The sequence below is a fragment of the Burkholderia sp. KJ006 genome, from assembly GCF_000262695.1.
Taxonomy (GTDB): domain Bacteria; phylum Pseudomonadota; class Gammaproteobacteria; order Burkholderiales; family Burkholderiaceae; genus Burkholderia; species Burkholderia vietnamiensis.
This window is the reverse complement of the sequence record NC_017922.1, coordinates 307,615-321,202: the sequence shown is the minus strand read 5'-3', so window position 1 is coordinate 321,202 and position 13,588 is coordinate 307,615. Positions and strand designations below refer to the sequence as shown.

5 protein-coding genes are annotated in these 13,588 nt (G+C 71.3%); all 5 read left to right on the top strand.

Annotation, left to right across the window (positions count from 1 at the left end):
• The first annotated feature begins 186 nt into the window (after positions 1 to 186).
• The 5 genes from MYA_RS25450 to treZ are packed head-to-tail and all read left to right on the top strand — an operon-like array spanning position 187 to position 13,580.
• The gene (locus tag MYA_RS25450) at positions 187 to 3,588 is read left to right on the top strand and encodes an alpha-1,4-glucan--maltose-1-phosphate maltosyltransferase (protein WP_014725720.1); all 3,402 of its coding nucleotides are present in this window, start codon (positions 187 to 189) and stop codon (positions 3,586 to 3,588) included.
• Positions 3,588 to 6,998, top strand: coding sequence for a maltose alpha-D-glucosyltransferase (gene treS, locus MYA_RS25445; protein ID WP_041494358.1), 3,411 nt, complete (start codon positions 3,588 to 3,590; stop codon positions 6,996 to 6,998). The genes MYA_RS25450 and treS overlap by 1 nt, the downstream gene beginning before the upstream one ends.
• The gene (gene glgB / locus MYA_RS25440; protein ID WP_014725718.1) at positions 6,995 to 9,196 is read left to right on the top strand and encodes a 1,4-alpha-glucan branching protein GlgB; all 2,202 of its coding nucleotides are present in this window, start codon (positions 6,995 to 6,997) and stop codon (positions 9,194 to 9,196) included. The genes treS and glgB overlap by 4 nt, the downstream gene beginning before the upstream one ends.
• Positions 9,197 to 9,228: 32 nt before the next feature.
• A complete protein-coding gene (gene glgX, locus MYA_RS25435; RefSeq protein ID WP_014725717.1) occupies positions 9,229 to 11,355 on the top strand; it encodes a glycogen debranching protein GlgX in 2,127 nt (708 codons plus the stop codon).
• Positions 11,352 to 13,580 carry a malto-oligosyltrehalose trehalohydrolase gene (gene treZ, locus MYA_RS25430; protein ID WP_014725716.1) on the top strand — a complete coding sequence of 743 codons (2,229 nt, stop codon included), beginning with the start codon at positions 11,352 to 11,354 and terminating at the stop codon, positions 13,578 to 13,580. Before glgX ends, treZ begins: the two co-directional genes overlap by 4 nt.
• The last annotated feature ends 8 nt before the right edge of the window (positions 13,581 to 13,588 follow it).

The window sequence follows — 13,588 nt, the reverse complement described above, 5'->3', positions numbered from 1 at the left end:
ATGCCGGGCCGCCGCCGCGCAAGGGATGCAGATGTCGTGCCACCCGCATGTAAAAACGACAGCATGACGGCCGCAGCGCCGCGAGCGTCCGCTGCGGCGCGCGGCCCCAAGCGCCAAACGGAGCAGGCACGCCGGTTGCGACGCAAACCGCCGTCCGCCCTTCGTCACGATCCTCATCCGCACCTCATGAACGTCACATCGCCCTTCGCCCCGCATGTCTACTTCTGCGACGCGCGCCTCGTCGGCCCGCTCGACGCATGGCCCGCCACGTTCGCGCACATCGCGGGAATGGGCTTCGACCACGTGCTGATCGGCAGCTTCTGGGCCGCCAGCGCCGCGGGTTTTCCGCGTCACGTCGCCGATTTCCACCGGCCGGCCGCGGCGTTCGCGACGCGCGCCGGCGCGCTCGAAACCTTCTCGCGGCTCGCGCAGCTCGCGCACGGTCACGGCTTGCGCGTGATGCTCGAAGTCGTGCCGGACCGCATCGCGCGCGTCAACCCGCTGCGCAGCGAGCATCCTGACTGGTACGTCGAGCGCGCGCACGACGACGCCCTGATCGACCCGCGCAGCGCCGCGCACGAGATGGACGTCGCGCACGCGCAGCTCGGCGACGATGCGCCGCACGACGCGCACGACGGGCTCGGCGCATGGTGGTGCAAACATCTCGTCACGTACGCGGATGCCGGCGCGGCCGGCTTCCTGATCGACGCGCCGCAGCGTCTGCCGGCCGCATGGTGGCCCGCGTGGCGCGCGGCGCTGCGCCGCGCGCGCCCCGACGTCGCGGTGCTCGCCGGCGTGCCCGGCCATGCGCGCGACGCGCTCGTGCAGCTGGAGGCGGCCGGCTTCGACGGCGTGTTCTCGTCGGCGCGCTGGTGGGATCTGCGCGCGCCGTGGTTCGTCGACGAGCACCGGCTGCTGCGCCGCATCGCGTCGCCGATCGCGTGCCCCGATGCGTTCGACGGCCCGCGCATCGCGGAAGACTGGCATGGCGCATCGGACGAGGTGCTGGTGCGCGCGTACCACCGCGCCATGTGGACCGCGGCGGCGCTCGGCACCGGCTGGCTCGTGCCGATGGGCTTCGAGCGCGGCGTCGCGTTGCCGCTGATGACGCACGACGCGGATGCCGCGCGCTATCGCGCCGCGTTCGACGGCGCGCGCTTCGATCTGTCGGGCGCGCTGGCCGATGCGAACGCGTGGCGCCGCGCGATGCCGCTGGCGGCGCAACGCGGCGAGATCGCGCAACTGAGCGCGCCCGGCGCGACCGCGACCGTACTGCTGCGCGGCAGCGGCCCGTCGCTCGAACACGACGACACGGCGCTCGTCGTCGCGCTGAATCCCGATCTGGACGCGCCCGCACTCGTCGACCCGGCGGCGATCCTGCCCGGCGTGCCGGGCGGCTTCACGCACGTCGCCGCGCCCGGCGGCACGCGCAAGCGCGGCTCGGCCGCGCTCGAGGCGTTCACGCTGGAGCCGGGCGGCTATGCGGTGCTCGACGCCCGGCGCGCCCCGCCCGCGACGACGCGCGCCGACGCGGCCCGCGAGCGCACCGCGCTATCGGCGGCGCTCGCGGCCGACCGGATCGCGATCGAGCGCGTCGAGCCGGCCGTCGATGGCGGGCGCTTCGCGATCAAGCGCGTGATCGGCGACACGCTGGTTGTACACGCATCGATCTTCACGGACGGCCATGCGCATCTGTCGGCCGTGCTGCAATGGCGCGCCGACGACGAGGACGACTGGCGCGAGGTGCCGTTCATCGCCGAGCCGAACGATCGCTGGCACGCGAGCGTCGTGCTCGACCGGCTCGGCCGTCACGCGTTCCGCGTGGTCGCATGGCGCGACGACTGGGCGTCGCTCGTCACCGACGTCGCGAAGAAGCGCGCAGCCGGCCAGGACGTGATGCTGGAGCTGCGCGAAGCGCAACTGCTGCTCGCGACCGCGCTGAAACAGGCCGCGCCGGCCGACCGCCGCGCGATCGCGCAGATGCAGCGGCTCGCCGACGAATTCGGCGACGCGTCGCACGAAGCGCGGCTCGCGATGCTGGGCGCACCGGCGCTCGCCGACGCATACGCGGCGCTGCGCTACCGGCCGTTCGTCACGCACGACGAGACGGTGTACGCGGTCGAGGTCGAGCGCCGCGCCGCGCGCTTCTCGAGCTGGTACGAGATGTTTCCGCGCTCGGCGAGCAACGACGCGCACCGGCACGGCACCTTCGACGACGTGATCGCGCAGCTGCCGCGCATCCGCGACATGGGCTTCGACGTGCTGTATTTCCCGCCGATCCATCCGATCGGCACGACCGCGCGCAAGGGCCGCAACAACACGCTGAGCGCCGGCCCCGACGACGTCGGCAGCCCATATGCGATCGGCTCGCCCGACGGCGGCCACACGGCCGTGCATCCGCAGCTCGGCACGCTCGAGTCGTTCCGCACGCTGGTCGACGCGGCGCGCGCGCAGGGGCTCGAGATCGCGCTCGATTTCGCGATCCAGTGCTCGCCCGATCATCCGTGGCTCGCCGCGCATCCCGGCTGGTTCGCGTGGCGCCCGGACGGCACGCTGCGCTATGCGGAGAATCCGCCGAAGCGCTATCAGGACATCGTGAACCCCGACTTCTACGCGCCCGATGCGCTGCCCGGCCTGTGGGTCGCGCTGCGCGACGCCGTGCTGTTCTGGGTCGAAGCCGGCGTGCGGATCTTCCGCGTCGACAACCCGCACACCAAGCCGTTGCCGTTCTGGGCGTGGATGATCGCGGACGTACGCGGCAAGCATCCGGACGTCGTGTTCCTGTCGGAGGCGTTCACGCGCCCCGGGATGATGTACCGGCTCGCGAAGGTCGGCTTCTCGCAGTCGTACACGTACTTCACGTGGCGCGAGACGAAGCACGAGTTCATCGAGTATCTGACCGAGCTGACGGCCGGCCCGCCGCGCGAATTCTTCCGGCCGAACTTCTTCGTCAATACGCCCGACATCAATCCGCGCCACCTGCAGAACGCGCCGCGCTCGCAGTTCGTGATCCGCGCGGCGCTCGCGGCGACGCTCGCCGGCTCGTGGGGCATGTATTCGGGCTTCGAGATCGGCGAGTCCGCGCCGCTGCCCGACAGCGAGGAATATGCGGACGCCGAGAAATACGAGCTGCGCGCGCGCGACTGGAGCAAGGCCGCGCATATCGGCGGCGAAGTCGCGCGGCTGAACCGCGCGCGGCGCGACCATCCGGCGCTGCAGACCCATCTCGGCCTCACGTTCGTCCCTGCGGACAACGATCAGGTGCTCGTGTTCGTGAAGGCGACGCCGGCCCACGACAGCGTCGTGGTGGTGGCGATCAGCCTCGACCCCTGGCATCCGCAGGCCACCGACTTCACGCTGGACGCGTCGCTGTGGCGCGGCTTCGGGCTGGTCGACGGCGAGCCGCTCGACGCGCTCGAACAGGACGCCGCCCATGCCGAGACCTGGCGCGGCCATCGTCAATACGTATCGCTCGACCCGCACGTGCGGCCGTACGCGATCTGGCGGCTCGCGCCGTCGCCCGGCGCCGCGCGAGCGGCGGCGCCCGAGCCGGGCGAGGCCCGGCGCCTCTCGGGAGCACACGGATGATGAAACGCGAAGATTCCCTCGACGACGTGCGCCGCGCCCAGTTCGCGTCCGTCGCACCGGCCGGCACCGCGCGCGCACGCCGTGCGCGGCGCCGCGAGCCCGCACTGAGCACGGACGATCCGCTGTGGTACAAGGACGCGATCATCTACCAGGTGCACGTGAAGTCGTTCTACGACTCGAACAACGACGGGATCGGCGATTTCCCCGGTCTGATCATGAAGCTCGACTACATCGCCGAGCTGGGCGTCGACACGATCTGGCTGCTGCCGTTCTACCCGTCGCCGCGCCGCGACGACGGCTACGACATCGCCGACTATCGCGGCGTACATCCGGACTATGGCACGCTCGCCGACGTGCGCCGCTTCATCCGCGAGGCGCATGCGCGCGGCATCCGCGTGATCGCCGAGCTGGTGATCAACCACACGTCGGACCAGCACCCGTGGTTCCAGCGCGCGCGGCGCGCCAAGCCCGGCTCGACGCATCGCGACTACTACGTGTGGTCCGACACCGACACGAAGTACGCGGGCACGCGCATCATCTTCCTCGATACGGAAACCTCGAACTGGACCCACGATCCGGTCGCCGGCCAGTACTACTGGCACCGCTTCTACTCGCACCAGCCGGACCTGAACTTCGACAACCCGGCCGTCGTGCGCGAGGTGATCCAGGTGATGCGCTTCTGGCTCGACCTCGGCATCGACGGGCTGCGGCTCGACGCGGTGCCGTATCTGGTCGAGCGCGAAGGCACCAACAACGAGAACCTGCCCGAGACGCACGCGATCCTGAAGCGGATCCGCGCGACGATCGACGCCGAGTATCCGAACCGCATGCTGCTCGCGGAAGCGAACCAGTGGCCGGAAGACGTGCAGGAGTATTTCGGCAACGAGGACGAATGCCACATGGCGTTCCACTTCCCGCTGATGCCGCGCATCTACATGTCGATCGCGAGCGAGGACCGCTTCCCGATCCTCGACATCATGCGGCAGACGCCGGCCCTCGCGCCGAGCAACCAGTGGGCCGTGTTCCTGCGCAACCACGACGAGCTGACGCTCGAGATGGTGACCGACTCCGAGCGCGACCTGCTGTGGCAGACCTACGCGAGCGACCGGCGCGCGCGGCTGAATCTCGGCATTCGCCGCCGCCTCGCGCCGCTGATGGAGCGCGACCGGCGCCGCATCGAGCTGATCAACTCGCTGCTGCTGTCGATGCCCGGCACGCCGGTGATCTACTACGGCGACGAGCTCGGGATGGGCGACAACATCCACCTCGGCGACCGCGACGGCGTGCGCACGCCGATGCAATGGTCGTCGGACCGCAACGGCGGCTTCTCGCGCGCCGATCCGGAATTGCTGGTGCTGCCGCCCGTGATGGGCTCGCTGTACGGCTATGACGCGATCAACGTCGAGGCGCAGACGCGCGACCCGCACTCGCTGCTGAACTGGACCCGCCGCATTCTCGCGACGCGCCGCGCGACCCAGGTGTTCGGCCGCGGCACGATCCGCTTCCTGCGCCCCGAGAACCGCAAGGTGCTCGCCTACCTGCGCGAGCTGGACGGCCACGAGCCGGTGCTGTGCGTCGCGAACCTGTCGCGCGCGTCGCAGGCGGTCGAGCTCGATCTGTCCGAATTCGCGGGCCGCGTGCCGATCGAGATGACGTCGGACTCGCCGTTCCCGCCGATCGGGCAGCTCACCTACCTGCTGACGTTTCCGCCGTACGGCTTCCTGTGGTTCGTGCTGTCCGAGCACGGCCGCGAGCCGTCGTGGCGGCAGCCGCAGGCCGAGCCGCTGCCCGAGTACGTGACGATCGTGATGCGGCGCGGCGAGCAGCGGCCCGACGTCGGCCAGCTGCATACGCTCGCGCACGACGCGCTGTCGTCGTGGCTCACGCGGCGCCGCTGGTTCGCGTCGAAGGACCGCAAGATCGGCGACGCGCGGCTGAACGTCGTCACGCCGATGCCCGACGAGCCGTTCCAGTACGCGGAGGCATGGGTGACAACCCACGGCGGCGACGTCGAACGCTACGTGGTGCCGCTCGCGGCCGCATGGGGCGGCGAAACGTCGAACCCGCTGTTCGCGCAGCTCGCGCTCGCGCGCGTGCGGCGCGGCCACACGGTCGGCTATCTGACCGACGCGTTCGCGCTGCCGGCCTTCGCGCGCGGGATGTTGCGGATGCTGCGCGACGGCGCGACCGTGCCGACTTCCGACGGCGGCCGCCTCGAGTTCCTGCCCGAGCAGGCGCTCGCGGCGCTCGATCCGGGCGACGATGCCGAAGTGCGCTGGCTCGCCGCCGAGCAGAGCAACAGCTCGCTCGTGATCGGCGATGCGATCGTGCTGAAGCTGGTGCGCAAGGTCGCGCACGGCGTGCATCCGGAAGCGGAGATGAGCCGCTACCTGACGCGGATCGGCTATGCGAACACCGCGACGCTCGCCGGCGAGGTCGTGCACGTCGATCCCGACGGCACGCCGCACACGGTCGCGATCCTGCAACGCTACGTCGACAACCAGGGCGACGCGTGGACGCGCTCGTTCGACTTCCTCAAGCGCGCGATCGACGAGCTGGCGCTGCCGGCCGTCGGCGACGGCGAGCCCGCGGAGCGCGACGGCGAGCCCGATGCGCTGCTCGGCTACGCGGCGTTCGCGGGCGTCGTCGGCACACGGCTCGGCGAGTTGCACGTCGCGCTCGCGCAGCCGTCGGACGACGCCGCGTTCGCGCCGGAGCGCGCGACGCCCGAGCACGTCGACGGCTGGTGCGTCGACGCGATTGCCTCGTTCGGCCATGCGCTCGACGTGCTCGCCACGCGGCTCGACGCGCTCGACCCGAGCGCCCGCGACGCGGCCGAGACGCTGCTCGCGTCGCGCGACGCGGCCGTGCAGGCGCTCGGCGCGCTGGTGCCGCGCACCCTCGACGCGGTCTGCACGCGCATCCACGGCGACTTCCATCTCGGCCAGGTGCTCGACGTGCAGGGCGACGCGCTGCTGATCGATTTCGAAGGCGAGCCGGCGCGCGCGCTCGAGCGCCGCCGCGCGAAGTCGCATCCGCTGCGCGACGTCGCCGGCTTGCTGCGTTCGCTGTCGTACGTGAGCGCGACCGCGCAGTTCGCGATCGAGAAGGCGCCGCCGCAGGCGGCCGGCCGCAAGCGCGCGTTGTTCGACCGCTTCGGGCAGGCAGCCGCGGACCGCTTCGTCGAGTGCTATCGCGCGGCGGCCGAACACGCGCCGGAACGCTTCGTCGAGCCGCGCTACGCCGATCGCCTGCTCGCGCTGTTCCTGATCGACAAGGCGTCGTACGAGCTCTGCTATGAAGCCGCGAACCGCCCCGACTGGCTCGGCGTGCCGGTCGGCGGGCTCGCCGCGCTCGTCGAACGCCTGCTGGACGCGCACGCCGCGTCCGACCACGGAGGCACCCGATGACCGACACGCTGTTCGACCGCCGCGATATCGACGCCCTGCTCGGCGGCCGCCATCCCGATCCGTTCGCGTGTCTCGGCCCGCACGGCGAGGCCGGGCGCACGGTGGTGCGCGTGCTGCTGCCCGGCGCGCTGCGCGTGCGCGCCGTGACGCCCGGCGGCGACGAGCTCGGCGCGCTCGCGTGCGTCGACGACGCCGGCTGCTTCGCCGGCACGATCACGCACGACGGCCGCTACCGGCTCGCGATCGACTGGCCCGACGCGCAGCAGGTGACCGACGACGCCTACGCATTCGGCACGCTGCTCGACGACGCCGCGCTGGCCCGCTTCGCGGCCGGCGACCCGGCCGCCGTGCTCGACTGCCTCGGCGCGACGCCCATCCGCGTAGACGGCGTCGACGGCGTGCGCTTCGCGGTATGGGCGCCGAACGCGCAGCGCGTGTCGGTGGTCGGCAACTTCAACAGCTGGGACGGCCGCCGCCACCCGATGCGGCTGCGGCGCCCGTGGGGCGTGTGGGAGCTGTTCGTGCCCGGCATCGGCCCTGGGGAGCACTACAAGTACGAGCTGTGCGCGGCCGATGGCAGCCTGCTGCCGCACAAGGCCGACCCGTGCGCGCGCGCGACCGAGGCGCCGCCGCGCACCGCGTCGGTGGTCGCCGATACGGCCGCGCTCGACGGCTTCGGATGGCACGACGCGGGCTGGATCGACGCGCGGCCCGACGCCGGGCGGCGGTTCCGGGTGCCGTGGTCGATCTACGAGGTGCATGCCGAGTCGTGGCAGCGCGTGCCCGAGGAAATGGACCGCAGCGCGACGTGGGACGAGCTCGCGGAGCGGCTGATTCCGTACGTGAAGGGCATGGGCTTCACGCACGTCGAATTCATGCCGATCTCCGAATACCCGTTCGGCGGCTCGTGGGGCTATCAGCCGCTCGCGCAGTTCGCGCCTTCCGCGCGCTTCGGGCCGGTCGACGGCTTCGCGCGCTTCGTCGACCGCGCGCATGCGGCCGGCATCGGCGTGATCGTCGACTGGGTGCCCGCGCATTTTCCGAACGACGCGCACGGGCTCGCGCAGTTCGACGGCAGCGCGCTGTACGAGCACGCCGATCCGCGCGAAGGCATGCATCCGGACTGGAACACCTGCGTGTTCAACCTCGGGCGCAACGAGGTCAGCGCGTTCCTGATCGCGTCCGCGCTCGCGTGGGCGCGCCGCTATCACGTCGACGGGATCCGCGTCGACGCGGTCGCCTCGATGCTGTACCGCGACTATTCGCGCAAGGAAGGCGAATGGGTGCCGAACGTGTACGGCGGGCGCGAGAACCTCGAATCGGTCGCGTTCCTGCGCACGCTCAACGACGCGCTGCACGGCGCGGCCGCGCCGGCGGGCGTCGTCACGATCGCCGAGGAGTCGACCGCGTGGCCGGGCGTGACCGCGCCGACCGGCGACGGCGGCCTCGGCTTCGATTTCAAATGGAACATGGGCTGGATGCACGACACGCTCGCGTATCTGCACGAAGACCCGATCCATCGCCGCTATCACCACGACCGGATGACGTTCGGGCTCGTCTATGCGTTCTCCGAGCGCTTCGTGCTGCCGCTGTCGCACGACGAGGTCGTGCACGGCAAGGGCTCGCTCGCCGCGAAAATGCCCGGCGACGCGTGGCAGCGGCTCGCGACGCTGCGCGCGTACTTCGGCTTCATGTGGGCGCATCCGGGCAAGAAGCTGCTGTTCATGGGCAGCGAGTTCGCGCAATGGTCGGAGTTCGCGCACGACGCGACGCCGCACTGGGATCTGCTCGACGCGCCCGCGCACCGCGGCGTGCAGCGGCTCGTGCGCGACCTGAACCGCGCGTATGCGGCCGAGCCGGCGCTGCATGCGCTCGACTGCGATGCGGCCGGCTTCGCGTGGCTGATCGGCGACGATCGCGACAACAGCGTGCTCGCGTTCGCGCGCCGCGACGACAGCGGCCGCGTGGTGGTGGCGATCTGCAACTTCACGCCGGTGCCGCGCAGCGGCTATCGCGTCGGCTTGCCCGCGCCCGGACAGTGGCGCGAACTGATGAACACCGACGCGGCCGTGTACGGCGGCACCAACGCCGGCAACGACGGCGCCGTGTGGGCGCAGGACGTGCCCGCGCACGGCCAGCCGTGGTCGGCGACGTTGCACCTGCCGCCGCTCGCGACGCTGTGGCTGACCCCCGCATGACCCATCACGCTTTCAACACGGAGACGCTCCCCATGCCGTCTGCACTGCCTGCCCGCCTCGAACCCGGCCGCTGCTATCCGCTCGGCGCGACCTGGGACGGGCTCGGCACCAACTTCGCGGTGTTTTCCGCGCATGCGCAGCGCATCCAGCTGTGCGTGTTCGATCCGACCGGCCGCAAGGAACTCGCGCGGCTCGACCTGCCCGAATGCACCGACGAGGTGTGGCACGGCTATCTGCCGAACGCGCATCCGGGCACCGTGTACGGCTTTCGCGCGGACGGGCCGTATCAGCCGCAGCAAGGCCATCGCTTCAACCCGACCAAGCTTCTGCTGGACCCGTACGCGCGCAAGCTGGTCGGTCATTTCCGCTGGTCCGACGCGCTGTTCGGCTACCGCGTGCATTCGAACCGCTCCGACCTGTCGATGGATCGCCGCGACTCGGCGCCCGCGATGCCGAAGGCGGTGGTCGTCGACGAGGCGTTCGACTGGAGCACCGACCGGCGCCCGAACGTGCCGTGGCGCAATGCCGTGATCTACGAAACCCACGTGCGCGGCGCGTCGATGCGGCGCGCCGGCTTGCGCGCGCCGGAGCGCGGCACGTTCGCCTCGCTCGCGCATCCGGCGTTCGTCGATCACCTGCTGTCGATCGGCGTGACGACCGTCGAGCTGCTGCCCGTGCATGCGTTCCTCCAGCAGCGCGCGCTCGTGAACCGCGGGCTGCGCAACTACTGGGGCTACGACACGGCGGCGTTCTTCGCGCCGGAGCCGTCGTACCTGTCGACGCGGCGGCTCGACGAAATGCGCATCGCGATCCGCCAGCTGCATGCGGCCGGCATCGAAGTCGTGCTCGACGTCGTCTACAACCACACCTGCGAAGGCAACGAGCTCGGCCCGACGCTGTCGTGGCGCGGCCTCGACAACGCGAGCTACTACCGGCTGCGGCAGGACGATCCGCGTTATCACGTCGACGAGACCGGCTGCGGCAATACGCTGAACATGTCGCATCCGCGCGTCGTGCAGATGGTGATGGATTCGCTGCGCTACTGGGCGACCGCGTTCAACGTCGACGGCTTCCGCTTCGATCTCGGCGTGACGCTCGGCCGCGAGGATCACGGCTTCGAGCCCGGCTCGGGCTTTTTCGACGCGTTGCGGCAGGACCCGATCCTCGCGCAGCGCAAGCTGATCACCGAGCCGTGGGATCTCGGCCCCGGCGGCTATCAGCTCGGCCGCCATCCGCCCGGCTTCGCCGAATGGAACGACCGCTTTCGCGACACGGTGCGGCGCTTCTGGCGCGGCGACGCCGGCCAGCGCCCTGAGCTGGCGGCGCGGCTCGCCGGGTCGGCCGACCTGTTCAATCATCAGCGGCGCCGCACCTGGGCGTCGGTCAACTTCGTCACCGCGCACGACGGCTTCACGCTCGCCGATCTCGTGTCGTACGAGCACAAGCACAACGACGCGAACGGCGAGGACAACCGCGACGGCCGCGACGACAACTGCAGCGCCAACTGGGGCGCCGAAGGGCCGACGGACGATCCGGCGATCCGCGACCTGCGCGCGCGCGTCGCGCGCTCGATGCTCGCGACGCTGTTCACCGCGCTCGGCACGCCGATGCTCGTGGCCGGCGACGAATTCGGCCGCACCCAGCACGGCAACAACAACGCGTATTGCCAGGACAACGAGCTGTCGTGGCTCGACTGGGAGCTCGCGCACGGCGACGAAGGCACGCAGATGATTCGCTTCGTGTCGCGGCTCGCGGCGATGCGGCGCATGTATCCGGTGATGTCCGCGCCGCACTACCCGTCGGGCGACCGCGACGGCGCGCCCGGCATGCGCGAGATCGAATGGTTCGACGAGCGCGGCGAGGTGCTGAGCGTGCCCGCGTGGGAAGACGGCGAGCGCCGCGCACTGACGATGCGGCGCGTCGGCACCGGCCGCACCGGCCGCACCGAGGCGCTGCTCGTGATGCTCAATGCGTCGGCCGACACGATCACGTTCCAGCAGCCGGCGCCCGCGCTCGAGTACCGCGTGCTGCTCGATACCGCGACGCCCGACGCCGGCCCGCGCTCGTGGCCCGACAGCGGCGTCGAGGTGGCCGCGCACGCCGCCGTGATCGCGGTGGCGGCGGTGCCGCCCGACCTGTCCACGAAGGAGCCGTCATGACGTCACGTTCCGACCTTCCGCCCGGCACGCACGCGTATGCGTCGTCGTTCGGCGCGACCTGCGTCGACGCCGGACGCACGCGCTTCCGGCTATGGGCGCCGGCGAGCCGCAGCGCCGCGCTCGAGCTGCAGGGCGATTTCGAGGACAAGCGCCCGGGCGAACAGCGCATCGACATGCAGCCAGTCGGCGACGGCTGGTTCGAGGTGGTCGCCGCGTGCGGCGCCGGTGCGCTGTACCGCTACGTGCTCGACGACGGCTTCGCGGTGCCGGACCCGGCGTCGCGCTTCCAGCCGTACGACGTGCACGACCCGAGCCAGGTCGTCGATCCGGCCGCGTACCGCTGGCGCAACGACGCATGGCGCGGCCGGCCGTGGCACGAAACGGTGCTGTACGAGCTGCACGTCGGCGCGTGCGGCGGCTACGCGAACGTCGAGCGGCGGCTGCCGGCGCTGGCCGCGCTCGGCGTGACGGCGATCGAGCTGATGCCCATCAACGCGTTCCCCGGCGCGCGCAATTGGGGCTACGACGGCGTGCTGCCGTTCGCGCCCGATGCGTCGTACGGCCGGCCCGAGGAACTGAAGGCGCTGATCGATGCCGCGCACGGGCTCGGCTTGCAGGTGTTTCTCGACGTCGTCTACAACCACTTCGGCCCGGACGGGAATTTCCTGCCGCGCTACGCACCGGCGTTCTTCCGCGCGGACCGCAAGACCGCGTGGGGGCCGGCCATCGACTTCTCGCGCGCGCAGCCGAGCACCTTCTTCATCGACAACGCGCTGTACTGGCTCGACGAGTATCGCTTCGACGGGCTGCGGATCGACGCCGCACATGCGATCGACGACGACGCGTGGCTGCGCGAGTTGGCGCGCCGCGTGCGCGCCCATGTCGGCGACGCGCGCCACGTGCATCTGGTGCTGGAGAACGAGCGCAATACCGCGAGCCTGCTCGGGCCGGACGGCTTCGACGCGCAGTGGAACGACGATTTCCACAACAGCGCGCACGTGCTGCTGACCGGCGAGCGCGACGGCTACTACCGCGCGTACGCCGACGCGCCGTTGCGTCGGCTCGCGCGCACGCTCGGCGAGGGCTTCGCGTATCAGGGCGAGCCGTCGCCGCTGCACGACGGCGCGCCGCGCGGCGAATCGAGCGCGCACCTGGCGCCGACGAGCTTCGTCGCGTTTTTGCAGAACCACGATCAGGTGGGCAACCGCGCGTTCGGCGAACGGCTGCGCGCGCTCGCCAACGACGACGCGGTGCGCGCGGCGACCGCGCTGCTGCTGCTCGCGCCGCAGGTGCCGCTGCTGTTCATGGGCGAGGAAGACGGCAGCACGCAGCCGTTCCAGTTCTTCACCGACTATCGCGGCGAGCTCGCCGATGCGGTGCGCGACGGCCGCCGCCGCGAGTTCGCCGCGTTCCCGGCTTTTGCAGACCCCGCGCATCGCGACGCGATTCCCGATCCGAACGACCTCGGGACGTTCGTGCGGTCGTCGCCGGCGCATGCGCACGAGAACGCGCATCAGGATGCCGATACGTGGCGGCGCTTCTACCGCAGCGCGCTGACGGTGCGGGCGGCGCTTGTGACGCCGCATTTGCCGGGAGCGCGCGCGTTGGGAGTCGAGTTGTTGGGGGCGCATGTGGAGGGCGTGGGTAACGGCGGTGCTGCTGGTGCTGGTGCTGGGGCGGGCGCTGCTGGTGCTGCCGGCACGGCTGCCGGGGCCGCTGCCGGTACTGCTAGTGCTGCTGCCGGGGGCGCCGGTGCTGCTGCCGGTGCTGCCGGTGCTGCCGGTGCTGCCGGTGCTGCCGGTGCGGCTGGTGCGGCTGGTGCGGCTGGTGCGGCTGGTGCGGCTGGGAGCGGCGCTGGTGAAGCTGGCGGTACCGGCGACGCTGGCGCTGACGGCGCTAGTGCTGCCGGAGACGACGGTGGCAACGCCGTCCGCGCCGGTGACAGCCACGACAACGGCAAAGCCAACGACACCCCCATCGCCCTCGCCGCCCGCTGGCGGCTCGGCGACGGCAGCACGCTGACGATCGCCTTCAATCCCGGCTCGCACGATGCGGTGCTCGACACGCTGCCGGTCGGCAAGGTCGTGTTCGAGACGCCACCGCGCGCGCGCGACCGGCTCGCTGACCGGCGACTGCCGGCGCGCAGCTGCATCGCCTGGCGCGATGGCGCGGTCAACCACGACGCGCTGATGCATCGCGCGAACGCACCGACGGCCAACACATGACGGCTAAC

What these genes read in the sequence shown, in the direction of transcription:
- treZ (WP_014725716.1), top strand. Translation starts at nt 11,352, where the DNA reads ATGACGTCACGTTCCGACCTTCCGCCCGGCACGCACGCGTATGCGTCG.
- treS (WP_041494358.1), top strand. Translation starts at nt 3,588, where the DNA reads ATGAAACGCGAAGATTCCCTCGACGACGTGCGCCGCGCCCAGTTCGCG.
- glgB (WP_014725718.1), top strand. Translation starts at nt 6,995, where the DNA reads ATGACCGACACGCTGTTCGACCGCCGCGATATCGACGCCCTGCTCGGC.
- glgX (WP_014725717.1), top strand. Translation starts at nt 9,229, where the DNA reads ATGCCGTCTGCACTGCCTGCCCGCCTCGAACCCGGCCGCTGCTATCCG.
- MYA_RS25450 (WP_014725720.1), top strand. Translation starts at nt 187, where the DNA reads ATGAACGTCACATCGCCCTTCGCCCCGCATGTCTACTTCTGCGACGCG.